Source organism: Herbaspirillum sp. SJZ107 (assembly GCF_006715485.1).
In the GTDB taxonomy this organism is placed as follows: domain Bacteria; phylum Pseudomonadota; class Gammaproteobacteria; order Burkholderiales; family Burkholderiaceae_D; genus Telluria.
Window position 1 is genome coordinate 838,122 of the sequence record NZ_VFNH01000002.1, and the last position, 23,793, is coordinate 861,914.

The window sequence follows — 23,793 nt, forward strand, 5'->3', positions numbered from 1 at the left end:
GTCCCTAGTGCGCGACTCTACGGCAGCGCCTAGTGCGCTACCGTAGCCTTCAACACTTCCTCGGCCGTCGTCACACCTTCGGCCACCTTGAAGGCCCCAGCAATGCGCAGCGGCTTCATGCCGTCCGCCACGCTCTGCTGGCGCAGCGCGGCCAAATCCGTTTCTTCCTGGATGCGCCGGGCAAACGCTTCGGTCACATTCAGCAGTTCGTACAGGCCGGTGCGACCGCGGTAGCCGGTCTGGCGGCATTCCGGGCAACCGATCGGGCGGTACACCGTCGCCGGTTTCGGGATGTTCCAGGCGCCGCCGATGCTGTGCCAGACGTCGTCGTTGAGCTCGCCGTCCGGCGACTTGCAATGCGTGCACAGGGTGCGCACCAAACGCTGCGCCATGATGCCGATCAGGGTCGCTTCCAGCAGGTAATAGGGTACGCCCAGTTCGAGCAGGCGCATCACAGCCGATGGCGCGTCATTGGTGTGCAGGGTCGACAGCACAAGGTGGCCGGTCAGTGCGGCCTGGATTGCCATCTCGGCCGTTTCCAAATCGCGGATCTCGCCTACCATGATGATGTCCGGGTCCTGGCGCATCAGCGCGCGCACGCCATCGGCAAACGACAAATCGATGCCCGGCTGCACCTGCATCTGGTTGAATGCCGCTTCCACCATCTCGATCGGGTCTTCCACGGTGCAGACGTTGACTTCGCTGGTGGCGAGCGCCTTCAGGGTAGTGTAGAGGGTCGTGGTCTTGCCCGAGCCGGTCGGTCCCGTCACCAGGATGATGCCGTGCGGACGTTTAGTTAGGGCATCCCAGCGCGCGGCGTCGTCGGGCGGGAAGCCGAGTTCCGGCAAGGTTTTCACGACCACTTCCGGATCGAAAATACGCATCACCAGCTTTTCGCCGAAGGCGGTCGGCAGCGTCGACAGGCGCAGTTCGACTTCCTGGCCGGTATGGGTGCGGGTCTTGATGCGGCCATCCTGCGGCCGGCGCTTTTCGATCACGTCCATGCGCCCGAGCAGCTTGATGCGCGCCGTCATCGCGATCATCACCACGGCCGGCACCTGGTAGACCTGGTGCAGCACGCCATCGATGCGGAAGCGGATGACGCCGGATTCACGCTTCGGTTCCAGGTGGATATCCGAGGCGCGCTGCTCGAAGGCGTAGCCCCACAGCCAGTCGACGATGTTGACGATGTGCTGGTCGTTGGCGTCGACCTGCTTGTTCAGCTTGCCCAGCTCGACCAGTTGCTCGAAGTTGTTGCGCAGGGCCAGGTCCTGGCCGCTCGATTTGTTGGCGTCGCGGATCGACTTCGCCAGGCTGAAGAATTGCGAGATGTATTGCGCGATGTCGAGCGGATTCGCGATCACCAGCTCGATACGGCGCCGCGAGATGCGCGCGATCTCGTCCTGCCACTCGGTATGGAAGGGATCGGCGGTGGCCACGACCAGCGTGTCGCCCTTGAGTTCCACCGGCAGGATGTTGAAGCGCGCCGCATAGCTGGCCGACATCACGTCGGCCACCTTGGTGAAATCGATTTTCAGGGGGTCGATGCGCAGGAAGGGCAGGCCGACCTTGGCGGCGCACCATTCGCTGAGCAGGTCCAGGGTCAGGAGTTTATGCGGCGCCTTTGCCGAGATGATCTTGCACTGCGCGATGGCGGTGAGCGGATGCATCGAGTCCGCCGCACTCTTCAAGATGCCTTGGGCCTGCGCGTAATGCGGCTTGACCGTCGATTTCTCGACGATGCCGTCGGCCAGCAGCCACGAAAACAGGGTTTGCAGGTCGAGTGCCTTCGGCATCGGTTTGGTTCGGGCTGGTGCGGCAGTGCTCATGGACGCTCGCGGTTGGATGAAGGTCAGGCGGCCAGGATGCCCTTGACCCAAGATTTGGCCGGCAGCTTGGTGGCGGCCACGATCTGCGCCGCGCGCGTCGCCAGGCGGGCCGGATCGAGGTCCGGCTTGGTACGGAAGCACAGCGCGACCACATTGCCCTCGTGGACTTCCGGCAGGCAGATCACGTGATCGAAGGCGAAGCGCATGGCCTTGATGTTCTTGTTGAAGCTCGGATGGTCGCCGAACAGGTTGACGGTCATGATGCCGTGCTCGCTCAGGCAGGCATTGCAGGCTTGATAGAACTCGGGGGTGTCGAGCACCGGGCCGCGCGCGGTGGCGTCATACAGGTCGCATTGGAGCACGTCAAATGCACCGTGATTGGCTTCATCGAGCACAAAATCCATGGCGTCCATTTCCAGCACCTGCAGGCGCTCGTCTTCGGGCGGCAGCTTGAACATCGTGTTGCAGATGGCAATCACGGCCGGATTCAGTTCGACCGCGGTGACGGTCGCTTCGGGAAACTGGCGGTAGCAGGCCTTGGTGAGGGTGGCGGCGCCGAGGCCGAGCTGGGCAATCGCCAGCGGCTGCTCGATGAACAGCATCCAGGCCATCATCTGCTGCGCGTATTCGAGTTCCGGCCAGTCGGGCTTGCGGATGCGCATGGCGCCTTGCACCCATTCGGTACCGAAATGGAGATAGCGCACACCGTCCTGTTCGGACAGGGTGACGGGAGCGAACTTGGGCTTGCGCGAAGGACGGCGCGAGGATTCGGCCTGTTCGATGGATTTGCGTTTGATGAGCATAGGATGACCTGAAGGGAACATCCTATTATCAAGTCACGGCCTTCCCGATTGCAAGGGCAGGCAGGAAGACCATGCTTTCATGATTAGTTCTGGTAGCGGTCCGGCTCGACCGAGACGCGCAGGCGGATGCGGTTGCCCGGATCGCGCGGCATCACGGTGGTGTAGCTGTGGCCGCGGTAGTCGTAGGTCACCTCGTAGCCGTTGGTGCGCTGCTCGATGGCGTCGACGGTACGGCACTGGCGCACGGCCTGTTCCTGGGTTTGCGGCGCGTAGTTGCGGCCGTCGTTGTCGACGCGGTCGCCGACCATGGCGCCGGCGATCGCACCGGCGGCTGCCGCGGCGACTTTACCGTTGCCGCTGCCGACCTGGCTACCCAGCAGGGCGCCGGCGATACCGCCGACCACCGAGCCGCCCTGGCTGCGCTGCGGCTGCACCTGGCTCTGCACGTAGTCGGTGCGGCATTCCTGGCGCGGGGTACGGACTTGCTCGACACGCGGCTGCACGCGCGTGACGCGGCCGAAATCTTCGAAATCGCCGGACTGGGCCTGGGCCAGCGGCAGGGCGCACACGCCCACGGCAGAGAGAATCAGTTTGGCTTTGAAGTTCATTATTTACCTCGTCTAATGACGCTTGGGTACTGCGCTTGGAGTTCGATTGTCTGTAAAAGGGGACTGCCCACAACTGAATGGTAGCGCCACTGGGGCCCTCTAGTTGATCCGCGTGGCAACAAAATGTAACAGCAGGTATGCACTTGCGAGCAAGAGCTGCCTGATAGGAATGTGTGTAAATGCACCATCAATCGGTGTAAAAACCGCCCTTTTTTCACAAATTGGGGCATGCTCAGCCATATTCGGGTTGATTCAGTTAATACAAAACGTTACCCTTACGTGACTTAGGGTTTTATTGGCGCGTGGAAACGAGACCAGGAGAAAGCGAACAAGCCCGACGCTTCCACAGGAAACCACGCGCGCTTGCAGCAGCAGGGCCGGGCTGGGTGACTTGAGGAAAAAATGAGTTTGTTGATGAGAGTACCGCCGAATCTTGTGCAGTCCATCCGTGCTTTCCGCATTCCGGAGCTGCAAAAGGAGGCGCTACGCCTGGGCCATCACTTCCTCTACGCCTTGTGTTCGAATGCCCTGACCAAGCAGCAAGTCTGTGCCCGCATCGGCGAGCAATTCTACCTGTCCAAACCGTGCAGCAAGAATTTCGATGCGCTGCGCAACTGCATGACCGAAATTATCTCGGAAGCCGGACCGCAGCCGGGTTTTATCGCCGTGCTCGATCAATTGCCGAATTCGCAAAAGTTCGACAAGGAGGCGCGCGAGTCGCTGCTCGACGTGTTCCGCGACGCCGCCGAATTCTGGGCCGAAAAGAAAGTGCCGTTCCGGGTGTTTTACTCGTTCGAGGAGCCGCAGTCGCTGCAGTCAGTAGGTTGGGTAGGGGCAAGACCGTTTGAGTAAGAAGGGCAGCAGGTTACAATGCCCGCTTATGAAAAATATCGTGATCCTTATTTCTGGTCGTGGCAGCAACATGGAAGCCATCGTGCGGGCTCTCGAAGCCGAACGCTGGCCGGCGCGTATCGCTGCCGTGATCAGCAATAAGCCTGACGCCAAGGGGCTTGCGTTTGCGCAGGCGCACGGTATTCCGACGGCAGTCGTGCCCAGCAAGGAATTCGCGTCGCGCGAGGCCTTCGATGCGGTCCTGCAAACAACCATCGACGGCTACGGGGCCGACCTGGTGGTGCTGGCCGGCTTCATGCGCATCCTGACCGCGCCCTTCGTCGAGCATTACGCCGGGCGCATGCTGAACATCCACCCGTCGCTGCTGCCGCTGTTCCCGGGCTTGCATACGCACCGCCAGGCACTCGAGGCGGGCGTGCTCGAGCATGGCGCCACCGTGCACTTCGTTACCGCCGAACTGGATCACGGTCCGGCCGTGTTGCAGGCGCGCATCAATGTATTGCCGGGCGATACGGAAACCAGCCTGGCCGAGCGCCTGCTGGAACAGGAACATCTCATCTATCCACAAGCGGTGCGCCTGTTTGTCGAAGACAGGCTCAACATCGTAGACGGCGAAGTACGCATCGCCGAGACCATCAGTTAATTCAAGAATCATTCAAGGAACACCATGAGATTGCCCCCCGCGATACTCGGCAATGCGGAAGAGGTATTGCGCGAGATCCTGCGCTTTACCGCGCCGGCCGACGTCACCCTGTCGCGCTACTTCAAAGACCATCCCCGCCTGGGCGGCCGCGAGCGCGGCGCCATCGCCGAGTGCGTGTACGCCGTGCTGCGCAACAAGACCTTCTACACCGATTTCACCGGCGGCGGCCGCGGCGCGACCATGCGCCGCCTGGTCCTGCTCGGCATGGCGGAAACCGTCGGCATCGATGCCCTGGGCGGCCTGTCGGACGACGAGACCGCGCTGCTGGAACGCATCAAGGAAATCGACCGTTCGCTGTTGCCGGCGCGCCAGCGTGCCAACCTGCCTGATTGGCTCTACGACAAGTTCGTGGCCCAGTACGGCGAGGAAGAAACCCTGGCACTGGCGAATGTGCTGAACACCCCGGCCCCGCTCGACCTGCGTGTGAACACCCTCAAGGCTGACCGCGAGAAAGTGGTCGCCGAACTGGCGACGGCGCCGATCGCTGCCGAACCGACCCCGTATTCGCCGACCGGCCTGCGCATTTTCAAGAAACCGGCACTGCAGAACCTGCCGCTGTTCAAGGAAGGCGCGATCGAAGTCCAGGACGAGGGCAGCCAGGTGCTGGCCCAGCTGCTGGGCGCGCGCCGTGGCGAGATGGTGGTCGACTTCTGCGCCGGCGCCGGCGGCAAGACCCTGGCCATCGGCGCCATCATGCGCAACACCGGCCGCCTGTATGCCTTCGACGTGTCGGAAAAGCGCCTGGCCAAGCTGAAGCCGCGCGTGGCCCGCAGCGGCCTGTCGAACGTGCATCCGGTGGTGATCGCGCATGAGCGCGATGCAAAAGTAAAGCGTCTGGCCGGCAAGATCGACCGCGTACTGGTCGACGCGCCATGCTCGGGCATGGGCACGCTGCGCCGCAATCCTGACGTCAAGTGGCGCCAGCAGGCGGACGGCGTCGGCGAGATGACCGAGAAGCAGAGCGCGATCCTGGACAGTGCGGCGCGCCTGGTGAAATTCGGCGGCCGCCTGGTGTATGCCACCTGCAGCCTGCTGAACGAGGAAAACGACGCCATCGTCGACGCCTTCCTGGCCGCGCATTCGGAGTTCGAGCTGGTACCGATGCACAAGGTGCTGGCGGAACAGCGCATTGCGCTCGAGATGGGCGACTATCTGAAAATGCTGCCGCACAAGCACGGCACCGACGGCTTCTTTGCCGCCGTGCTGGAGCGCAAGGCTGGGGCCAAGCCGGCCAAGCCTGCCGACGTGGCCGAGGACGAGGCAGCGGAGTAATCCTTGCAACCGATGCCACTGTCCAGCCTGATCGACGACCTCTTCGATGACCTGAGCCGCCCCGGCATGCCGTGGCAGATCGGGTCGATCGCGGCGTGCATGCTGGTCGGCTGGCTGGTGGCGCGCCTGGTGCGGGCATGGTCGAGCCGGCGGCCCGGCCACGAAGGCAGCCTGCATACCGGCGTGGCCAGTTTTACCCACGTGATGGCGCCGCTGCTGGTGGTCGGCCTGCTGAGCCTGGCGCAATTCCTGCTGGCGAAGTACCGCTTCCATACCAATATCGTCAAGGTGGCGATCCCGATCTTCTGGTCGCTCGGGGTGATCCGCCTGGTGTTCTACCTGCTGCGGCGCGTGTTCGCCCGCCGCGGGCCGCTGGACGAATCCTTCGTCACGCTGGAAAAGATCGTCGCCCTGGTCGTGTGGGTGGCGGTGGTGCTGTACATCACCGGCATGTGGCCGGACATCTTCGATTTCCTCGACAGCTATACGCTGAAATACGGACCCAAGAAATCGAGCCAGGTGTCGCTGGCCGACCTGTTGCAGGGCATCGTGACGGTGGCGGTGCTGCTGATGCTGGCGCTGTGGGCGGGCACCTCGCTGGAAGAGCGGCTGATGGGCATGACGGCACTGCACAGCTCGCTGCGGGCGGCGCTGGCGCGGGTCAGCCGCGCGGTGCTGATCGTCGGCGCCGTGCTGCTGAGCCTGAACCTGGTCGGTATCGACCTGACCGTGTTGTCGGTCTTCGGCGGCGCGCTCGGCGTCGGTCTCGGCCTCGGCATGCAGCGCATTGCCAGCAATTATGTGTCTGGATTCATCATCCTGCTCGAGCGCAGCCTGTCGATCGGCGACATGATCTCGGTGACCAATTTCACCGGTAAAGTTACGCAGATCAACACCCGCTACACGGTGCTGCAGGGCCTGGACGGCGTCGAAACCGTGGTGCCGAACGAAATGTTGATCTCCGGCACGGTGCAGAACCAGTCGCTCAGCAACCGCCGCGTGCGTGCCTCGACCAAGATCACGGTGGCCTACGGTTCCGACCTCGACGTCGTCATGCCCTTGCTGATCGCGCAGGCGGTGGGCACGCCGCGCGTGCTGGAAGAGCCGGCGCCGGGCTGTTCGCTGTCGCGCTTCGGTCCGGAGGGCTACGAACTCGACCTCGGCTTCTGGATCGCCGATCCGGAAAACGGGCAGGGCGGCGTAGTGTCCGAAATTAACAAGAAAATCTATGCGCTGGTGCAATCCGGCGACATCAAACTTGCTTATCCATCGGTTGATACTCGCCTGCTCGACTCCCATATAGCATCGATTGTGGCGCGGATCACGCAACCTGGCGCCGATTCAGGGCCTGTATCGAATTGATTGCGCAGTGCCGTTCCGTGCGTCATTAGATGCGCGTAAAATGCGGGGTGCGTCAACACACCCATCCCGTGACCTCTATCCCATCGATCGTTCCATAGAAAGAACGGCATCTGTCTAAGCCATCCATTTTGGAGCATTAATGAATTTTCTGAGTAACATCTTCCACGCTGTCCTGTCCTTCCTGGACGGCGGTCTCGTTGACCTCTCGGCGTGGCAGATGGTTGGATACACCCTGGTCGTGACCCATATCACGATCGCCGGCGTCACCATTTACCTGCACCGCCACCAGGCGCACCGGGCGCTCGAACTGCATCCGATCATCAGCCATTTCTTCCGCTTCTGGCTGTGGCTGACCACGGGCCAGGTCACCAAGGAATGGGCTGCGGTGCACCGCAAGCACCACGCCAAGTGCGAAACCGTCGACGATCCGCACAGCCCGCAGACGCGCGGCATCAAGAAGGTGCTGCTGGAAGGTGCTGAACTCTACCGCGCCGAAACCAAGAACCAGGAAACCCTGGACAAGTACGGCCATGGCTGCCCGAACGACTGGATCGAGAACAATCTGTACACCAAGTACAGCTGGCTCGGTGTGTCGGCGCTGCTGCCGATTAACATCATGCTGTTCGGCGTGGCCGGCATGTCGATCTGGGCCGTGCAGATGCTGTGGATCCCGATCACCGCGGCCGGCATCATCAACGGCCTGGGCCACTACACCGGCTACCGCAACTACGATTGCAACGACGCCGCCTGCAACCTGATGCCATGGGGCATCCTCATCGGTGGCGAAGAGCTGCACAACAACCACCACACCTTTGCGACCTCGGCCAAGCTGTCGAGCAAGTGGTACGAATTCGACATCGGCTGGATGTACATCCGCACCATGGAAATCATGGGCCTGGCCAAGGTCAAGAAAACCATCCCGAAGCCGCGCATGGCCAAGGACAAGACCGTTGCCGACTTCGACACCCTGCAAGCCGTGATCGCCAACCGCTACGACGTGATGGCCAAGTATGCCAAGTCGGTCAAGGCCGCGTTCAGCGAAGAAGTCGAGCACCTGAAGCACAAGGCCGAACTGGAGGCGCGCTTCCTGAAGAGCAGCCGCAAGCTGCTGCAGCGCGAGCCGACCAAGCTCGATTCGCCGCAGCAGGCACAGCTGGTCGAGCTGTTCCAGCACAGCAAGGCGCTGGAAACCATGCACCAGATGCGCGTGGAACTGGGCGCGATCTGGGAGCGTTCGCATTCGACCCGCGACCAGCTGCTGCAACAGCTGCAGGACTGGTGCACGCGCGCCGAAGCGTCGGGCATCAAGGCACTGCAAGAGTTTTCGATGCGCCTGCGCAGCTACGCATGAGCCTTTTGGCATGCTGAAACAACGCTCCCGCCCGGGAGCGTTTTTTTTTGCGGAACGCTTGCCAGGATAAGTTTTGGAACGTGGGCAAAAGCACTAGTGGAACACCAAGCGCGCGCGTATATTGGACCGCTCACGAAGCCCACTCCCTCACAAGTCGACATGAACGAGCGTCAACGACGTTCCGATGCCGTGACCGCGAATGCGGTCGCGCGCGGGGTGAACATCCAGGCCGTACGCGGCACCCAGCTGGCGCACCACTACATGCGTTCCAAAGGCGTGTCCGAGGCGGTGATCGCGCGTGTCCTGGCCGAACCCGCCCTGCGCCGCCCGCCAAGCAGCGAACAAGCCATTTCCGAAGCCATCACGCCGTCGCCGCCGCAAGGGTAGCGCCGGCGGCAGGACTCAGCGGCAAGCTGCAGGGCGTGGCCAGCCGCAAGCGATCAGGGCGCCGACGTCCGGATTGTCGAGATACCCCATGTGCGCCGCCACCGGATTTTCAATCAGGCCCAGCCAGGTGCGTGCATTCGACACCAGCACGTCGGCCACTGCCACGTCGGGCGCCGCGTAACGCGCCGGCAGCAGGCGGTAGGACAGCAGGTCGTTCGGATCCGTAAAGGCCACCACGGCCAGGCGCTGCAGGCGGCCGGCACGCTGGCTGGGCTGGCGGCGGCGCAGTTCCAGGAAGCGCTGCAGGGCGTCCTGGGCCGGCATGGCGTTCGCCACCAGCGCCTGTTCGGCCAGGCCGAGGATGGGCAGCTGGTTGCCCGCCATATAGATCAGGCCGAGGCGGCGTGCGGCCAGCTGGCCCAGCGCCTGGGTGCGCGGCAGGTTCGATTCGAGCATGCTGGACAGGGCGTCGAACAGCATCTTGCTGCCCAGGCTTTCCGCCACCACGACCAAGGTGCCGTCCGGGTCCGGATTGGCGGCGACGATCCGTGAAACAGTCTCGACCATCGCATTGCGGATCGCCGCATGGCTGGCGCCCTGGTAGATCACGGCGTCGGCCAGGCAATCGTCGAGCAGCCTGTCCTTCACCATGCCGTTGAGCACGGCGCGCACCGGCTTGCACACCTGGCCGGTGGCGCAGTCGGTCGGTTCGGCCGTGTGGTCGTAGTCGAGCTGGCGCTTCAGCGGCACCGTCAGCGGCGACCACAGCAGCGCATGGAAACGCACCGTGCCGCCGGCGAGCTGTTGCGTGCGCTCGACCAGCTGGATGCCGCCGCTGTCCGCGCCCGGCGAGCGTGTGGCGGCCGGCGCATGCGCGCCGACCGCGCCGGCGATGCGGTCGATACTGCGCTCGGCCCAGCCGGCATTCTGGGTACACATGCCATGCACCAGGATCAGGTCGACCGGGCGCGTGCCATTCGCGGCGGCGATGCCGGCGACGCCGGGGAAGGGCGTGCTGTCGCGCACGACGACGGGCGGGCGGTAGGGGGTGGAGCAGCCGGCCAACAGCAAAAGTGTTGCCAGCAGTCGAAGCAGGTGCGGGATCGTCATCGCTCATCTCCAGGTCGGCGGACCTACGACTATAGGCGTGCGGCCGGGCGGCAAAGAGCGGGATGTGGAGGCAGGCTGATCCGTGTCAACGCATCGGATGGAACTTGGAAACAAATTCCAGAAATAAAAAAAGCCGCCCGGACGGACGGCTTTCTTTCACTACGAAAGCACCAGATTACTTGATCTTGGTTTCTTTGTAGATCACGTGCTTGCGAGCCTTCGGGTCGAATTTGGTGATTTCCATCTTCGCCGGCATGGTGCGCTTGTTCTTGGTCGTGGTGTAGAAGTGACCAGTACCTGCGGTCGATTCCAGTTTGATCTTGTCGCGGCCAGTTTTTGCCATGATAGCTCCCTAATTAGATTTTTTCGCCGCGGGCGCGCATGTCGGTCAGGACAGCGTCGATGCCGAGCTTGTCGATGACGCGCAGGCCAGCGTTCGAAATACGCAGGGAGACCCAGCGGTTTTCGGATTCTACGAAGATGCGGCGGTTCTGCAGGTTCGGCAGAAAACGACGCTTGGTTTTGTTGTTGGCGTGGGAGACGTTGTTGCCAACCATCGGGCCCTTGCCAGTAACTTGGCAAACACGTGCCATAGCGCACTCCTTGAGTAAACTTCCACAATCGGAAAAACGAGAGTATAGCTTGAAAACCGTCGCGTAATCAACAACTTGCGCAAAACAATTGTGTCTTAAATTATTTGGAAGATTTAACAATCGTAAAATTCATCAAATACAGACTGCCAAGTCCCTGTTTTGCCAGCGATATCTTCGGCAATTGCGCGATTCTTGTCATACGCTACGGATATAATATGAGGCTGTGACCAGCAGGCAAAGATCTCCCGTCCCGCCGACCTAGCACTCAGGCTTTGCTGCGTCGGATCTGCCGCAAGCACTCGCCTTGCGCCCATTTGACGATTACCCGCAGCGACATGACCGACCTCTCTATCCAGCATCGACCCCGCCTTCCGACGACCCGCATCTCCACCGGCGTGGCCGGCCTCGATGACATCCTGAATGGCGGCCTGACTGCCCAGCGCGTCTACCTGGTCGAGGGTTCCCCCGGCACCGGCAAGACCACGCTCGGCCTGCAATTCCTGCTCGACGGCGTCGCCAAGGGCGAAAGCGGTCTCTACATTACCTTGTCGGAAACCACGGACGAACTGCTGGCCGTGGCCGACAGCCACGGCTGGCACATGGATGGCATCGCCATCCACGAACTGGCCAGCGACCACACGCTCGATCCGGATGCCCAGCAATCGGTGTTTCATCCGTCGGAGGTCGAACTTGGCGAGACCACCCAGGACGTCATGGAAGAGATCGACCGCGTCAAGCCGGTGCGCGTGGTATTCGACAGCCTGTCCGAGATGCGCCTGCTGGCCCAGAATCCCTTGCGCTACCGGCGCCAGATCCTGGCCCTCAAGCAGTTCTTTGCATCGCGCGCTTGTACGGTGTTGCTTCTGGACGACAAAACCAACCAGGTCGACCAGCACCTGCACAGCATCGCCCACGGCGTCATCAGCCTGGAACAGATCGCCAAGGAATTCGGTAAGGAGCGGCGCCGCGTCAACATCATCAAGATGCGCGGTATCAAGTTCCGTGGCGGCTACCATGACTATGCGCTGGAAACCGGCGGCCTGCGCGTGTTTCCGCGCCTGGTGGCGGCCGAGCACCCGACGGAGTTCACGGCGCAGGTCCAGTCGACCGGTTCGGACGGCCTGGACGCGCTGCTGGGCGGCGGCCTGGTGGCCGGTACCAACACCCTGATCGTCGGCCCTTCGGGCATCGGCAAGACCACCTTGTCGACGCGCTGCATGCTGACGGCGCTGCAGAACGGCGGCAAAGCCGCCTTCTACCTGTTCGACGAAGGCGTGGGTACCTTTTTCGCGCGCAACGTCGGCCTGGGCATGGACTTGCGGCCCTACGTCGAGAATGGCCAGCTGAACATCGTGCACATCGATCCGGCCGAGCTGTCGCCCGGCGAATTCGCCCAGATGCTGCGCGATGCCGTCGAGTGCGACGGGGTCAAGTTCATCGGCATCGACAGCCTGAATGCTTACCAGCAAGCCATGCCGGGCGAGCAATACCTGACCTTGCAGATGCACGAACTGCTGTCCTACCTCAACATGCAGGGCGTGACCACGGTGCTGGTGCTGGGTCAGCACGGCCTGGTGGGCGAAGTGCGCACCGACATCGACCTGAGCTACCTGAGCGACACGGCGGTGCTGCTGCGCTTCTTCGAGTCGAATGGACGCCTGCGCCGTGCGATCACCGTCATCAAGAGCCGCACCACGAGCCATGGACTGACCATCCACGAATTGCTGCTGAACAGCCAGGGCGTGCAGATCGGCATTCCGCTGGAAGGCTTCGAAGGAGTCATGAGCGGCCTGCCGACCTACCGCGGCGTCACGCCGATGATGTTGAACAGCGATGACGCCCGGTAGCCTGCCGGAGCAGCGCGTCCTGGTCCTGGCGCCGCGCGGGCGCGATGCGGAGGTGATCGGCGAAGTGCTGGCCCAGGACGGCATCGCCTGCGTGGCCCAGCCGCAGCTGGAAGCTTTGGTGACCGCCATGGAAGAGGGCGCGGCGGCCGCCATCATTGCCGAGGAAGCGCTCGATGCGCAGGGCATCGACCGCTTGGCCGCTATCCTGCAGCAACAGGCGCCATGGTCTGATTTTCCGCTGGTCGTGCTCGTGTCGCGTCCCGTCGGCATGGCGGCTGCCGGCGTGCGCGCCCGGCTGGCCGAGCTGGGCAGTATCATCCTGCTGGAGCGGCCGCTGAACGTGCAGACGCTGCGCAGCGCGGCCTTGGCGGCCTTGCGCGGCCGCGGCCGCCAGTATGCCGCGCGCGACATGCTGGTCGAGCGCGAACGCGCAGCCGAGGTGCTGCACGCCAGCCAGGAACAGCTGGTGCAGCTGAACGAAACCCTGGAAGCGCGCATCGACGAGCGCACGCGCGCGCTGGCCCAGGCCAATGACCGCCTGACCAACGAAATCATCGAGCGCGAGCGCGCCCTGCAGACCGTCAACCAGCTGCAGAAGATGGAAGCGATCGGCCAGCTTACGGGCGGCATCGCCCACGACTTCAACAATCTCTTGAACGTCGTGCAGGGCAACATGGACCTGATCGTGATGATGTCCCCGGACGAGGTCGCGCGCAAGCGGGCGGTCGTCGCGCGCAATGCCTGCCAGCGCGGCGCCAAGCTCACCAGCCAGCTGCTGGCGTTTTCGCGCAACCAGAGCCTGGACTTGCGGCCGGTCGCGGTCGGCACGCTGTTCGGCGGCATCCGCGACCTGGTGGCGACCTCGGTCGGCTCCGGGATTGCCCTCCAGTTCGAGGTCGACGACGATGCCGACGGCGCCATCGCGGTGCTGGCCGACACCAACCAGATCGAGATGGCGCTGCTGAACCTGGCGATCAATGCGCGCGACGCCATGCCTGGCGGCGGCAGCCTGCGCTTCCATGCGCGCCGCGCCGAACCGCCGCCGGCCTTGCTGCCAGCCGGCGACTACGTGTGCATCGCGGTCAGCGACAGCGGGGAGGGCATGAGCGCCGACGTCGCTGCCCGCGTGTTCGAACCCTTCTTTACCACCAAGGGCGTCGGCAAGGGCACCGGCCTGGGCCTGAGCCAGGTGTACGGACTGGCGCAGCAATCCGGCGGCGGCGCCCGCATCCTCAGCACACCAGGCGCCGGCACCACCGTCGAGATCTGGCTGCGCCACGCCGCGTCCGGCCACGACGGCCAGTTCGCCGCCGGCGCGGTGACGCGCGCGCGCCGGCCCGGTACCCGCATCCTCCTGGTCGAAGACGACGACGTGGTGCGCACTTCGATCGCCGAGTCGCTGCAGGCGCTGGGCCATGTCGTGAGCCAGGCCGCCAACGGCACGGCGGCGCTGGCCCGGCTGGCGGGCGAGCGCCCCGACCTGATGATCACCGACTACCTGATGCCGGGCATGACCGGTGCCGAGCTGATGCGCAAGGCACGCGCGGTCCATCCGGACCTGCCGATGATCATCGCCACCGGCTACGCCGACATGCGCGCGATCGAGTCAAGCATCGGCGGCGGCATCCTGCTGCGCAAGCCGTTCCAGCTGGCCGACCTGGAAGCCAGCATCGAACAGGCGCTCGAACGGCCGGCCTGAGCGTGCCGGTTTTATAACTGGCCGTTTTCCGCAAACGAATGCACCAGCGGCCCGGCCACCACGAAATGATCGAGCACCCGGATGTCGACCAGCGCCAGCGCCTGGGTCAGCAGGCGTGTCAGGTGCAGGTCGGCGTGGCTGGGTTCGGCCACGCCGGACGGGTGGTTGTGGGCCAGGATCACGCTGGCGGCGTTGCAGGCCAGCGCCTCCTTCACCACTTCGCGCGGGTAGACGCTGGCCTGGGTGAGGGTGCCGCGAAACAATTCTTTGTCGGCGATCAGGCGCGCTCTGACGTCCAGGAACAACACCACGAAGGATTCGTGCTGCTGGCCGCCGAGCCGGATGCGCAGGTAGCGCTTGACCAGCTCGGGCGACTCCATGGTCGTGCCGGTTTGTAATTGTTCACTGATGGCGCGCCGCGCCAGTTCCATCACTGCCTGCAGCTGCGCATACTTGGCCATGCCGAGGCCGTGCACCTCGGAAAAATCGTTCAGCGTGGCGCCGAACAGGCCGTGCAGCGAGCCGAAGTGCTGCAAGATGTCGCGTCCGAGCTCGACCGCGCTCTTGCCACGCACGCCGACCCGCAGCAGCAGGGCCAGCAGTTCGGGATTGGACAGCGCCGCCGCGCCATCGCGCACCAGCCGCTCGCGCGGCCGTTCCTGTTCGCTCCAGTCATTGATGCCCATGGTTCTCCTTGCCTAAAATATAAGCAAAAAATGGCGGAGCAAAGTGGGGGAAGGCGGGCGGAAAGGACGGCTCTGGCTTACAATAGCGGTTTGCACGCAACCTCGACACCCAATGTCTTCTTCCACCGCTCCCGTTGTCACCGAATCGTCTTACCTGACGCTGCACTATCGCCTCGCCACCGCCGACGGTACCGATATCGTCACGACCTTCGGCGCTACCCCGGCCACGCTGCTGCTGGGCCAGGGCCAGCTCGCACCCTTCCTCGAACAGCGCCTGCTGGGCCTGGCGGAAGGCACGCACCAGACCTTTGAGTTGAGTCCGGCTGAAGGGTTCGGCGAACGTAACCCGGAACTGATCCAGGCCGTGTCGAAGAAGACCCTGGAAGAGAATTCGGTGCCGGACGCCGACTACCAGGTCGGCGACTTGGTCGATTTCGCGGCGCCGAGCGGCGGCCGCTTTGCCGGCGTGCTGCGCGAAGTGCGCGAAAACGACGCCGTATTCGATTTCAACCACCCGCTCGCAGGCCAGCCGCTGACCTTCGAGGTGCAGCTTATTTCCGTACTCTAATTACCTACACATGGATAACGAGATTCTGTTGGCCCAGCCGCGCGGTTTCTGCGCCGGCGTCGACCGCGCGATCGAGATCGTCGAGCGTGCCCTGCAGCAGTTCGGCGCGCCGATCTACGTGCGCCACGAGATCGTCCACAACGCCTACGTCGTCAGCGACCTGCGCAACAAGGGCGCGATCTTCATCGAAGACCTGGACGACGTCCCGGCCGGCAACACGCTGGTGTTCTCGGCCCACGGCGTGTCGAAGGCAGTGCGCGAGGAAGCCGAATCGCGCGGCCTGAAGGTGTTCGATGCGACCTGCCCGCTGGTGACCAAGGTCCACGTCGAAGTCGCCAAGATGCGCAAGCAGGGCGCCGAGATCATCATGATCGGCCACGCCGGCCACCCGGAAGTCGAAGGCACGATGGGCCAGGCGGAAGAAGGCATGCACCTGGTCGAGACCGTCGACGACGTGCAAAAGCTGCAAGTCGCCAACCCGGACCTGCTGGCCTACGTGTCGCAGACCACGCTGTCGGTCGACGACACCGCCGAGATCATCGAGGCCCTGAAGGCGCGTTTCCCGAACATCATCGAACCGAAGAAGGGCGACATCTGCTACGCCACCACCAACCGCCAGGAAGCCGTCAAGTTCCTGGCGCCGCAGGTGGAAGTCGTGATCGTGGTCGGCAGCCCCAACAGCTCGAACTCGAACCGCCTGCGCGAAGTGGCCGACAAGATGGGCACGCCGGCCTACATGGTCGACAATGCCGCCGCCATCGACCCGGCCTGGATCGAGGGTAAGAAGCGCATCGGCGTCACCGCCGGTGCTTCGGCCCCGGAAGTGCTGGTGCAGGCCGTCATCGACCGCCTCAAGGAACTGGGCGCCGCCAGCGTGCGTGCGCTCGAGGGCGTTGAAGAGAACGTCACCTTCCCGCTGCCCAAGGGCCTGGACGGCAACAAGGCCGCTGCCTGATCTGACTTGTATGACCGGCCGGCCGTTCGGCCGGTCGTCTTTTTCATTCCTGAGTACTTTTCCCATGCGCGACGTCAATGTCAGCGAAGCCGAACTCGGCTTCGACTCGATCCCCCTCGAATTTTTCCAGGACTATCCCGAACCCGGTGTCAATTTCATCGACGTCGGCTGCGTCTTCGACAACCCCGTCCACTGGCGCATCGCCGTCGACACCCTGGCCGCGCGCACCGCGCAGCTCGACTTCGACTTCATCGTCGCCATGGATGCGCGCGGCTTCATGCTGGCCGGCGCGCTGGCATATGGGCGCGGCATCGGTTTCGCGATGGCGCGCAAGGCCGGCAAGCTGCCCGGCGAGGCGATCCGCATCGACTACCAGCGCGAGTACGGCAGCGCCACCATCGAGATCCAGCCGGAGCGCATCAAGGGCCGGCGCGTGCTGATCGTCGACGACGTGCTGGCCACCGGCGGCACGATCGAGGCGGCGGCCAGCCTGCTGCGCCGGATCGGCAAGGACGTGGTCGGCGCGGCGGCGCTGTTTGATATCGCCTTTTTCAAGGACAAGCGGGCCTTGACCATGCCGGTCGTGACCCTGCGCGACGTGTGAGTTTCGTGTTATTCCAGTGCAGGGCGGCACGCTTTTCAGGCATGCCGCCCTGTGTTGCATGATGCGGGTGCGTTCCGGTTCCTGGCGGTTCCCTTGGTAAAGCGATAGTTGGTTGTGCGTAGAATTTCCGATATTAGTTTTTGTAAAACATCGCTATGATGATGGCGCCCGGAATTCCTGCGCAGTCAGCACTGCAGTAAATTACCTGCACCAGAGCGGCACTTCGGAGAACCCGGGTGCCGTTTTTGTTTTGCCTAGATAGAGACAACAGAATGGAAACTTTCATCCAACAGGTCCTGAATGGACTGGTGATGGGCAGCATGTATGCGCTGATCGCACTCGGCTATACGATGGTGTACGGGGTCCTCAACCTGATCAACTTCGCCCACGGCGACGTGCTGATGATCGGCGCCATGGTCGGCCTGTCGATCCTGCACATGCTGGAAAGCGCGTTTCCCGGTCTGCCCGGTGGCGTGCAGCTAGCGGTTGCCATCGTCGGCGCGATCCCCGTCACCATGCTGGTCAACATCCTGATCGAGCGCGTCGCCTACCGCCGCCTGCGCAATGCGCCGCGCCTGGCGCCGCTGATCACGGCGATCGGCGTGTCGATCCTGCTCAAGACCTTTGCGATGATGATCTGGGGCCGCAGCCCCCTGCCGTTCCCGCAATTGCTGTCGTCCGACCCGATCATGATCGGCGGCGCCGTCATTTCCCAGACCCAGGTGCTGCTGATCGTGCTGGCGGTGGTGTGCATGTTCGCGCTGGCGATGCTGGTCGAAAAGACCCGCATCGGCCGTGCCATGCGCGCGGTGGCGGAAAACCCGCGCGTGGCCGGCCTGATGGGCGTCGATTCGAACCGCGTGATCGTGACCACCTTCGCCCTCGGTGCCGCGCTGGCGGCGGTGGCCGGCGTGATGTGGGGCGCCAATTACGCCTCGATCCAGTTCGAGACCGGCACCCTGCCGGGCATGAAAGCCTTCTGCGCCGCGGTGCTCGGCGGTATCGGCAATATTTATGGCGCCATGATCGGCGGTATCGTGCTTGGCATCATCGAAAGCCTGGGTGCCGGCTATATCGGCGAAATCACCGGCGGCTTCCTCGGCAGCCAGTACCAGGACATCTTCGCCTTCGTGGTGCTGATCCTGGTGCTGACCGTGCGCCCGTCCGGCATCATGGGCGAACGCGTGGCCGACCGCGCCTGAGCCCGGGAGATTAAAAACATGGCTCTCCTCACTTTCGACACCGCCCACAAACCGCGCCAGTCCTACGCCAGCATGGCGGTGCTGCTGGCGGTGATGCTGGTCTTTCCTTTCGTCGCCTCGCAGTTCGGCAACTCGTGGGTGCGCATCATCGACATGGCGCTGCTGTACATCATGCTGGCGCTCGGCCTGAACATCGTGGTCGGCTTTGCCGGCCTGCTGGATCTCGGCTACATCGCCTTCTTCGCGGTCGGGGCCTACCTCACCGGCTTATTGGCCTCGCCGCAATTCGCGGCGCTGCTGGAATCGGTCGTGAATTACTCGCCGGCCATGGGCGACGCCCTGGTGGCCCTGTTCGGCGAATCGATCCGCACCGAGGGCATCCACCTGTCGGTGTGGGCGATCGTGCCGCTGGCGGCGCTGGTGGCGGCGCTGTTCGGCGCGCTGCTGGGGGCGCCGACGCTGAAGCTGCGCGGCGACTACCTGGCCATCGTGACCCTCGGCTTCGGCGAGATCATCCGGATCTTCATGAACAACCTGAACGATCCGATCAATTTCACCAATGGCCCCCAGGGCATCAACCTGATCGATCCGATCCGCATCTTCGGCGTGTCGCTGGCGGGCGAGGCCGGCTCGAAGGCCACCGTCTTCATCGGCGGGGTCGGCATTCCGTCGGTGAACGCCTATTATTTCCTGTTCCTGCTGCTGTGCATCGTGACCATCTTCATGACCAGCCGCCTGCAGCATTCGCGCCTGGGCCGGGCCTGGGTGGCGATCCGCGAAGACGAGATCGCGGCCAAGGCGATGGGCATCAACACCCGTAACGTGAAACTGCTGGCGTTTTCGATGGGCGCGTCCTTCGGCGGCGTCGCCGGCGCGATGTTCGCCGCCTTCCAGGGCTTCGTTTCGCCGGAATCGTTCTCGCTGACCGAATCGATCGCGGTGCTGGCGATGGTGGTGCTGGGCGGCATCGGCCACATCCCGGGCGTGGTGATGGGCGGCGTCTTGCTGGCCGCGCTGCCGGAAGTGCTGCGCCACGTGGTCGAGCCGGCCCAGCAGGCGCTGTTCGGCAAGGTCCTCATCGAAGCGGAAGTGCTGCGCCAGCTGCTGTACGGCCTGGCCATGGTCCTGATCATGCTGAACCGCCCGGCCGGCCTGTGGCCGTCGCCGATCAAGGAAGACCGCCCGGTTGCCGCGACCGACAAGGACGAAAAGGAAGAAGAGGCGGTGGCTTCATGAGTGAACTGATCCTGAATATTGCCGGCGTGAATAAACGCTTTGGCGGCCTGCAGGCGCTGACCGAGGTCGGCATCCAGATTGCCAAGGGCCAGATCTATGGCTTGATCGGTCCGAATGGCGCGGGTAAAACGACCTTCTTCAACGTGATCACCGGGCTGTACCAGCCGGACACCGGCACCTTCGAGCTGGACGGCAAGCCGTATTCGCCGTCGGCGCCGCACAAGGTTGCGCAGGCCGGCATCGCCCGCACTTTCCAGAACATCCGCCTGTTCGGCGAGATGACGGCACTGGAAAACGTGATGGTCGGGCGCCACGTGCGCACCCGCCAGGGCGTGTTCGGCGCCATCTTCCGCCACGGCGCGGCGCGCCGCGAAGAAGCGGCGATCCGCGCCCGCGCCCAGGAATTGCTCGACTTCGTCGGCATCGGGCAGTTCGGCAACCGCACCGCGCGCTACCTGTCCTACGGCGACCAGCGCCGCCTGGAAATCGCCCGCGCGCTGGCGACCGAGCCGCGCCTGCTGGCGCTGGACGAGCCGGCGGCCGGCATGAACGCCACCGAAAAGCTGGCGTTGCGCGAACTGCTGGTCAAGATCAAGGACGCCGGCATCACGATCCTGCTGATCGAGCACGACGTGAAACTCATGATGGGCCTGTGCGACCGCATTTCGGTGCTCGAGTACGGCAAATTGATCGCGGAAGGCTTGCCGGCCGAGATCCAGAAGAACCAGGCGGTGATCGAGGCCTACCTGGGTGGAGCACATTGAACGATGCGTGAAAATATCCTGAATATCGCCGGCCTGAAGGTCGCCTACGGCGGCATCAAGGCGGTCAAGGGCATCGACCTGCGGGTCGACCGCGGCGAGCTGGTGACCCTGATCGGGGCCAACGGCGCCGGCAAGACCACGACCCTGAAGGCGATCACCGGCACCCTGCCGCAGTGCAAGGTGGAAGGCACGATCAGCTACCTGGGCCAGCCCCTGGCGAGCACGAAATCCTTCAAGCTGGTGCAGCAAAAACTGGCGATGGTGCCGGAAGGGCGGGGCGTGTTCACCCGCATGAGCATCCACGAAAACCTGTTGATGGGCGCTTATACGCGCAACGACAAGGCTGGCATCGAGGCCGACATCGAGAAGTGGTACGCCGTCTTCCCGCGCCTGAAGGAGCGCGCGAGCCAACTGGCCGGCACCCTGTCCGGCGGCGAGCAGCAGATGCTGGCGATGGCGCGCGCGCTGATGTGCCATCCGACCCTGCTGCTGCTGGACGAGCCATCGATGGGCCTGGCGCCGATCATGGTGGAAAAGATCTTCGAGGTGATCCGCGACGTATCGAAGCAGGGCATCACCATCCTGCTGGTGGAGCAGAACGCGAAACTGGCGCTGCAGGCGGCCGACCGCGCCTATGTGATGGAATCCGGCGCGCTGACGATGAGCGGGAATGCGGCGGACCTGCTGCACGATCCGCGGGTGCAGGCGGCGTATCTTGGCGAGTAAATAAAAACGGCCCGGACCGCGCAAGCGATCCGGGCCGTTTAATCATTCAGATAGCTTTATGCTCAGGCAGCGGCAACCTTGTTGGCAGCCTGGGTGAACTGCGACACGGCCGCGTTCACGTTGGTTTCCATGGCTTCGCGTGCCTGCTTGGTGGTCTTGCTGAACTGCTCGTAGCCGGCGTTGGCGTTGCTGATGGCGGTCTTCAGGGCCGAGACGTAGGCTTCCGAGCCGGCCGGGGCGTTCTTGGTCACTTCGTCGACCAGCGAGATCACCTTGCGGTTGACTTCAGCGAACTGGCTTTCGGCGACTTTCGAGAATTCGGCGCCGGTGTCGGCGGCGATCGATGCAACCTGACGGCCATAGGTCATGGCTTTTTCTGCGCTCGGCTGGGCTTGCGAAGCCGACACCGAGAAGAATTCCTGGGCATCCTTGGCCGCCAGCAGCTGGCGTGCGGTTGCCGACGAGTTTTCAAGGGCGGCCTTGGCGGTGTTGATGTTCAGCTCGACCAGCTTTTCCATGCCTTCGAAGGTCTTCGAAGTCAGGGTGGACATCAGGGCAAACTGGGATTCGAGATTGGCTTTGGTCGCGTTCGAAAACTGCTCAGGGAATGCAAACATGTAGTTCTCCAGTGTGGAACGTTTATTGGACGTGTTGCGTCGGACGTGTTGCTTTGGACCAGTAATGCGGGGGAATTCTAAAAAACGAGACGGCTTGTGCGCCGCAACATGAGCAAGTTTTACTCGTTTCTGATTATGCGTCAAGCACTTTTGATGCGGCGCACAATAAGAAAACGATACTTTGATTTATATCAATACCTGCAATCGTTTGCGTGCTTTTTGTTTGTACCGATACAACAACAGGCCTGCTCGCGGCGCTCGGCCGCACGCTGTACAAGCCCCATGCTAGACTTGCCGGGTTGATCTTTTGGCCAGATGATGCCCGACAGTCCTGCCACCCCATCCGCCCCATCCACCGCCCACCAGGCCAGCTGGCTATCCCCGGTGCCGCTGTTTTTCGTGCTGCTGTGGAGTACCGGCTTCATCGCGGCGCGCTACGGACTGCCGTATGCGCCACCCCTGTCCTTCCTGATCCTGCGCTGCCTCGGCGCGGTGCTGATCCTGCTGCCCGTGGTGCTGCTCACGCGCGCGCCGTGGCCGCGTGGCCGCATCCTGCACGTGGCACTGGCCGGCCTGCTGCTGCAGGCGGGTTACCTGGGCGGCGTCTGGAGCGCCATCAAGATCGGGATGCCGGCCGGGCTGTCGGCGCTGATCGTCGGCATGCAGCCGATCCTGACTGCCTTCGCCGCGCCCCTGGTCGGCGAGCGGGTGACGCCGCGCCAGTGGCTGGGACTGCTGCTGGGCCTGTCCGGCGTGGGGCTGGTCGTCTACAGCAAACTCAACCTGGATGGGCTGGCGCCGGCCGCGGTCGGCCTGTGCGTGCTGGCGCTGCTGTCGATCACGGCCGGCACGCTTTATCAAAAACGCTACTGTCCCCAATTCGACTTGCGCACCGGCACCGTGATCCAGTTCAGCGCGAGCGCGCTGATGCTCCTGCCGCTCGCGATCGTGTTCGAAGATTTCACGCCCGCCCTGGCCAATATCCACTGGAACATCCACTTCGCCGGCGCGCTGCTGTGGTCGATCCTGGCGCTGTCGATCGGCGCCATCTTCCTGCTGTTCCGCCTGATCAGCCGCAACGACGCCACCCGGGTCACGAGCCTGCTGTACCTGACACCGCCGACCACCGCGGTCATGGCCTGGCTGATGTTCGGCGAGACCCTGGGCAGCGCCGGCCTGGCCGGCATGGCGGTGGCCGTGGCCGGCGTCGCATTCGTCGTCAAGAAATAACCAGGAGACACCATGATCGATACACCCCAGCAACAGGCCGTCGACGCGGCCATCACCTCGCGCCGCTCGATCCGCGCCTTTTTGCCGACGCCGGTGGCGCGCGAGGACATCGAAGCGATCCTCGACGTGGCGGCGCGGGCGCCGTCCGGCACCAATACCCAGCCCTGGCGCGTGTATGTGCTCACCGGCGAGCGCAAGACGCAGCTGAGCGATGCGGTCCTGGCCGCCTACATGGATCCGCAGGAAGCCGCCCGCCACACCGAGGAGTACAACTATTATCCACGCGAATGGAAATCACCCTTCCTCGACCGCCGGCGCAAGGTCGGCTGGGATTTATATGCGCTGCTGGGCCTGACGCGCGACAACAAGGCCGGCATGGCCGCCCAGCACGGCCGCAATTACGGCTTCTTCGATGCGCCGGTCGGGCTGGTGTTCACCATCGACCGCATGATGGAGCAGGGTTCCTGGCTCGACTATGGCATGTTCCTGCAGAACATCATGGTGGCGGCGCGCGGACGCGGTCTCGACACCTGCCCGCAGGCGGCCTTCACCCAGTTCCACCGGATCATCGCGGAACAGTTGCAGTTGCCGCCCAACGAGATGGTCGTGTGCGGCATGGCGCTCGGATTCGCCGATCCGGACAAGATCGAAAATACCTTGATCACGGAGCGCGAACCGGTGTCGGCGTTCGCCTGTTTTCTCGGTTAGCGCGCTATACTCGGCAGCAGAGTTGTTGGAATAAGCTGTTGAAAAATCAAGAGATTTCTGCAACGCAGACGGTCTTGCGCT

The 23,793-nt window shown here is 63.5% G+C and carries 25 protein-coding genes; 17 read left to right on the forward strand and 8 right to left on the reverse strand.

Translation table 11 applies throughout. The features are described from left to right. Positions 1-29: 29 nt before the first annotated feature. From FBX97_RS13355 to FBX97_RS13365, 3 genes are all read right to left on the reverse strand, one after another. Entirely contained in the window at positions 30-1,829 is a 1,800-nt protein-coding gene (locus tag FBX97_RS13355; RefSeq protein WP_185748583.1) for a GspE/PulE family protein, read from the reverse strand. A 23-nt stretch (positions 1,830-1,852) separates the two neighbouring features. Beyond that, on the reverse strand, positions 1,853-2,632 hold the full coding sequence (locus FBX97_RS13360; RefSeq protein ID WP_141832341.1) for a fused MFS/spermidine synthase: 780 nt from the start codon (positions 2,630-2,632) through the stop codon (positions 1,853-1,855). An 83-nt stretch (positions 2,633-2,715) separates the two neighbouring features. Continuing rightward, a complete protein-coding gene (locus FBX97_RS13365; protein WP_141832343.1) occupies positions 2,716-3,240 on the reverse strand; it encodes a glycine zipper 2TM domain-containing protein in 525 nt (174 codons plus the stop codon). A gap of 402 nt (positions 3,241-3,642) precedes the next feature. Here FBX97_RS13365 and FBX97_RS13370 point away from each other — a divergent pair, with 402 nt between their 5' ends. From FBX97_RS13370 to FBX97_RS13395, 6 genes are all read left to right on the forward strand, one after another. After that, positions 3,643-4,092 carry a barstar family protein gene (locus FBX97_RS13370; RefSeq protein WP_141832346.1) on the forward strand — a complete coding sequence of 150 codons (450 nt, stop codon included), beginning with the start codon at positions 3,643-3,645 and terminating at the stop codon, positions 4,090-4,092. Between the two features lie 28 nt (positions 4,093-4,120). After that, positions 4,121-4,735, forward strand: coding sequence for a phosphoribosylglycinamide formyltransferase (gene purN, locus FBX97_RS13375; RefSeq protein ID WP_141832348.1), 615 nt, complete (start codon positions 4,121-4,123; stop codon positions 4,733-4,735). A gap of 24 nt (positions 4,736-4,759) precedes the next feature. Beyond that, positions 4,760-6,067 (forward strand): RsmB/NOP family class I SAM-dependent RNA methyltransferase, encoded by a 1,308-nt coding sequence (locus FBX97_RS13380; RefSeq protein WP_141832350.1) that lies wholly within the window; start codon positions 4,760-4,762, stop codon positions 6,065-6,067. 12 nt (positions 6,068-6,079) lie between these two features. Next, complete coding sequence (locus tag FBX97_RS13385; protein ID WP_141834440.1) at positions 6,080-7,429, forward strand: mechanosensitive ion channel family protein; 1,350 nt, start codon at positions 6,080-6,082, stop codon at positions 7,427-7,429. A 139-nt stretch (positions 7,430-7,568) separates the two neighbouring features. Then, positions 7,569-8,780, forward strand: a complete 1,212-nt coding sequence (locus tag FBX97_RS13390) for a fatty acid desaturase (RefSeq protein ID WP_141832352.1) — start codon at positions 7,569-7,571, stop codon at positions 8,778-8,780. Positions 8,781-8,939: 159 nt separating this feature from the next. Beyond that, positions 8,940-9,167, forward strand: a complete 228-nt coding sequence (locus FBX97_RS13395) for a hypothetical protein (protein ID WP_141832354.1) — start codon at positions 8,940-8,942, stop codon at positions 9,165-9,167. A 15-nt stretch (positions 9,168-9,182) separates the two neighbouring features. Here FBX97_RS13395 and FBX97_RS13400 read toward each other — a convergent pair whose 3' ends face one another. From FBX97_RS13400 to rpmB, 3 genes are all read right to left on the reverse strand, one after another. Further along, entirely contained in the window at positions 9,183-10,277 is a 1,095-nt protein-coding gene (locus tag FBX97_RS13400; RefSeq protein ID WP_141832356.1) for a hypothetical protein, read from the reverse strand. A gap of 175 nt (positions 10,278-10,452) precedes the next feature. Beyond that, positions 10,453-10,620 carry a 50S ribosomal protein L33 gene (gene rpmG / locus FBX97_RS13405; RefSeq protein WP_005665735.1) on the reverse strand — a complete coding sequence of 56 codons (168 nt, stop codon included), beginning with the start codon at positions 10,618-10,620 and terminating at the stop codon, positions 10,453-10,455. Positions 10,621-10,633: 13 nt separating this feature from the next. Further along, positions 10,634-10,870: a 50S ribosomal protein L28 gene (gene rpmB / locus FBX97_RS13410; protein ID WP_141832358.1), complete on the reverse strand. Its 237-nt coding sequence runs from the start codon at positions 10,868-10,870 to the stop codon at positions 10,634-10,636. 335 nt (positions 10,871-11,205) lie between these two features. Here rpmB and FBX97_RS13415 point away from each other — a divergent pair, with 335 nt between their 5' ends. Continuing rightward, a complete protein-coding gene (locus tag FBX97_RS13415) occupies positions 11,206-12,717 on the forward strand; it encodes an ATPase domain-containing protein (RefSeq protein ID WP_141832360.1) in 1,512 nt (503 codons plus the stop codon). Continuing rightward, a complete protein-coding gene (locus tag FBX97_RS13420) occupies positions 12,704-14,416 on the forward strand; it encodes a response regulator (protein ID WP_141832362.1) in 1,713 nt (570 codons plus the stop codon). The genes FBX97_RS13415 and FBX97_RS13420 overlap by 14 nt, the downstream gene beginning before the upstream one ends. A gap of 11 nt (positions 14,417-14,427) precedes the next feature. Here FBX97_RS13420 and radC read toward each other — a convergent pair whose 3' ends face one another. After that, positions 14,428-15,102, reverse strand: coding sequence for a DNA repair protein RadC (gene radC / locus FBX97_RS13425; RefSeq protein ID WP_141832364.1), 675 nt, complete (start codon positions 15,100-15,102; stop codon positions 14,428-14,430). Positions 15,103-15,214: 112 nt separating this feature from the next. Between radC and FBX97_RS13430 the strand changes: the two genes are divergently transcribed. The 7 genes from FBX97_RS13430 (at position 15,215) to FBX97_RS13460 (ending at position 21,157) form a co-directional block, all read left to right on the forward strand. Beyond that, entirely contained in the window at positions 15,215-15,670 is a 456-nt protein-coding gene (locus tag FBX97_RS13430; RefSeq protein WP_141832366.1) for a peptidylprolyl isomerase, read from the forward strand. A 10-nt stretch (positions 15,671-15,680) separates the two neighbouring features. Next, positions 15,681-16,625, forward strand: coding sequence for a 4-hydroxy-3-methylbut-2-enyl diphosphate reductase (ispH, locus tag FBX97_RS13435; RefSeq protein ID WP_141832368.1), 945 nt, complete (start codon positions 15,681-15,683; stop codon positions 16,623-16,625). A gap of 64 nt (positions 16,626-16,689) precedes the next feature. After that, entirely contained in the window at positions 16,690-17,229 is a 540-nt protein-coding gene (locus FBX97_RS13440) for an adenine phosphoribosyltransferase (protein ID WP_185748584.1), read from the forward strand. A gap of 272 nt (positions 17,230-17,501) precedes the next feature. Continuing rightward, positions 17,502-18,431 (forward strand): branched-chain amino acid ABC transporter permease, encoded by a 930-nt coding sequence (locus FBX97_RS13445; protein WP_141832372.1) that lies wholly within the window; start codon positions 17,502-17,504, stop codon positions 18,429-18,431. An 18-nt stretch (positions 18,432-18,449) separates the two neighbouring features. After that, complete coding sequence (locus tag FBX97_RS13450) at positions 18,450-19,667, forward strand: ABC transporter ATP-binding protein (RefSeq protein ID WP_141832374.1); 1,218 nt, start codon at positions 18,450-18,452, stop codon at positions 19,665-19,667. Further along, complete coding sequence (locus tag FBX97_RS13455) at positions 19,664-20,431, forward strand: ABC transporter ATP-binding protein (RefSeq protein WP_141832376.1); 768 nt, start codon at positions 19,664-19,666, stop codon at positions 20,429-20,431. Before FBX97_RS13450 ends, FBX97_RS13455 begins: the two co-directional genes overlap by 4 nt. Positions 20,432-20,434: 3 nt before the next feature. Further along, positions 20,435-21,157 carry an ABC transporter ATP-binding protein gene (locus FBX97_RS13460; protein WP_141832378.1) on the forward strand — a complete coding sequence of 241 codons (723 nt, stop codon included), beginning with the start codon at positions 20,435-20,437 and terminating at the stop codon, positions 21,155-21,157. A gap of 62 nt (positions 21,158-21,219) precedes the next feature. Here FBX97_RS13460 and phaP read toward each other — a convergent pair whose 3' ends face one another. Further along, a complete protein-coding gene (phaP, locus tag FBX97_RS13465) occupies positions 21,220-21,774 on the reverse strand; it encodes a TIGR01841 family phasin (protein ID WP_141832380.1) in 555 nt (184 codons plus the stop codon). Positions 21,775-22,089: 315 nt separating this feature from the next. On the opposite strand from phaP, the gene FBX97_RS13470 reads away from it, so the two are divergent. Next, complete coding sequence (locus tag FBX97_RS13470) at positions 22,090-23,004, forward strand: DMT family transporter (RefSeq protein ID WP_141832382.1); 915 nt, start codon at positions 22,090-22,092, stop codon at positions 23,002-23,004. A 12-nt stretch (positions 23,005-23,016) separates the two neighbouring features. Next, a complete protein-coding gene (locus FBX97_RS13475; RefSeq protein ID WP_141832384.1) occupies positions 23,017-23,712 on the forward strand; it encodes a nitroreductase in 696 nt (231 codons plus the stop codon). The last annotated feature ends 81 nt before the right edge of the window (positions 23,713-23,793 follow it).

Bases quoted from the DNA above. Each gene is read 5' to 3' on its own strand.
- FBX97_RS13395 (WP_141832354.1), top strand. From the start codon at position 8,940: ATGAACGAGCGTCAACGACGTTCCGATGCCGTGACCGCGAATGCGGTC.
- rpmG (WP_005665735.1), bottom strand. From the start codon at position 10,620: ATGGCAAAAACTGGCCGCGACAAGATCAAACTGGAATCGACCGCAGGT.
- phaP (WP_141832380.1), bottom strand. From the start codon at position 21,774: ATGTTTGCATTCCCTGAGCAGTTTTCGAACGCGACCAAAGCCAATCTC.
- FBX97_RS13390 (WP_141832352.1), top strand. From the start codon at position 7,569: ATGAATTTTCTGAGTAACATCTTCCACGCTGTCCTGTCCTTCCTGGAC.
- FBX97_RS13415 (WP_141832360.1), top strand. From the start codon at position 11,206: ATGACCGACCTCTCTATCCAGCATCGACCCCGCCTTCCGACGACCCGC.
- FBX97_RS13365 (WP_141832343.1), bottom strand. From the start codon at position 3,240: ATGAACTTCAAAGCCAAACTGATTCTCTCTGCCGTGGGCGTGTGCGCC.
- FBX97_RS13475 (WP_141832384.1), top strand. From the start codon at position 23,017: ATGATCGATACACCCCAGCAACAGGCCGTCGACGCGGCCATCACCTCG.
- FBX97_RS13430 (WP_141832366.1), top strand. From the start codon at position 15,215: ATGTCTTCTTCCACCGCTCCCGTTGTCACCGAATCGTCTTACCTGACG.
- FBX97_RS13455 (WP_141832376.1), top strand. From the start codon at position 19,664: ATGAGTGAACTGATCCTGAATATTGCCGGCGTGAATAAACGCTTTGGC.
- FBX97_RS13470 (WP_141832382.1), top strand. From the start codon at position 22,090: ATGATGCCCGACAGTCCTGCCACCCCATCCGCCCCATCCACCGCCCAC.
- FBX97_RS13360 (WP_141832341.1), bottom strand. From the start codon at position 2,632: ATGCTCATCAAACGCAAATCCATCGAACAGGCCGAATCCTCGCGCCGT.
- FBX97_RS13380 (WP_141832350.1), top strand. From the start codon at position 4,760: ATGAGATTGCCCCCCGCGATACTCGGCAATGCGGAAGAGGTATTGCGC.
- FBX97_RS13420 (WP_141832362.1), top strand. From the start codon at position 12,704: ATGACGCCCGGTAGCCTGCCGGAGCAGCGCGTCCTGGTCCTGGCGCCG.
- FBX97_RS13460 (WP_141832378.1), top strand. From the start codon at position 20,435: ATGCGTGAAAATATCCTGAATATCGCCGGCCTGAAGGTCGCCTACGGC.
- FBX97_RS13445 (WP_141832372.1), top strand. From the start codon at position 17,502: ATGGAAACTTTCATCCAACAGGTCCTGAATGGACTGGTGATGGGCAGC.
- FBX97_RS13385 (WP_141834440.1), top strand. From the start codon at position 6,080: ATGCCACTGTCCAGCCTGATCGACGACCTCTTCGATGACCTGAGCCGC.
- FBX97_RS13370 (WP_141832346.1), top strand. From the start codon at position 3,643: ATGAGTTTGTTGATGAGAGTACCGCCGAATCTTGTGCAGTCCATCCGT.
- FBX97_RS13355 (WP_185748583.1), bottom strand. From the start codon at position 1,829: ATGAGCACTGCCGCACCAGCCCGAACCAAACCGATGCCGAAGGCACTC.
- radC (WP_141832364.1), bottom strand. From the start codon at position 15,102: ATGGGCATCAATGACTGGAGCGAACAGGAACGGCCGCGCGAGCGGCTG.
- ispH (WP_141832368.1), top strand. From the start codon at position 15,681: ATGGATAACGAGATTCTGTTGGCCCAGCCGCGCGGTTTCTGCGCCGGC.
- rpmB (WP_141832358.1), bottom strand. From the start codon at position 10,870: ATGGCACGTGTTTGCCAAGTTACTGGCAAGGGCCCGATGGTTGGCAAC.
- FBX97_RS13400 (WP_141832356.1), bottom strand. From the start codon at position 10,277: ATGACGATCCCGCACCTGCTTCGACTGCTGGCAACACTTTTGCTGTTG.
- FBX97_RS13450 (WP_141832374.1), top strand. From the start codon at position 18,450: ATGGCTCTCCTCACTTTCGACACCGCCCACAAACCGCGCCAGTCCTAC.
- purN (WP_141832348.1), top strand. From the start codon at position 4,121: ATGAAAAATATCGTGATCCTTATTTCTGGTCGTGGCAGCAACATGGAA.
- FBX97_RS13440 (WP_185748584.1), top strand. From the start codon at position 16,690: ATGCGCGACGTCAATGTCAGCGAAGCCGAACTCGGCTTCGACTCGATC.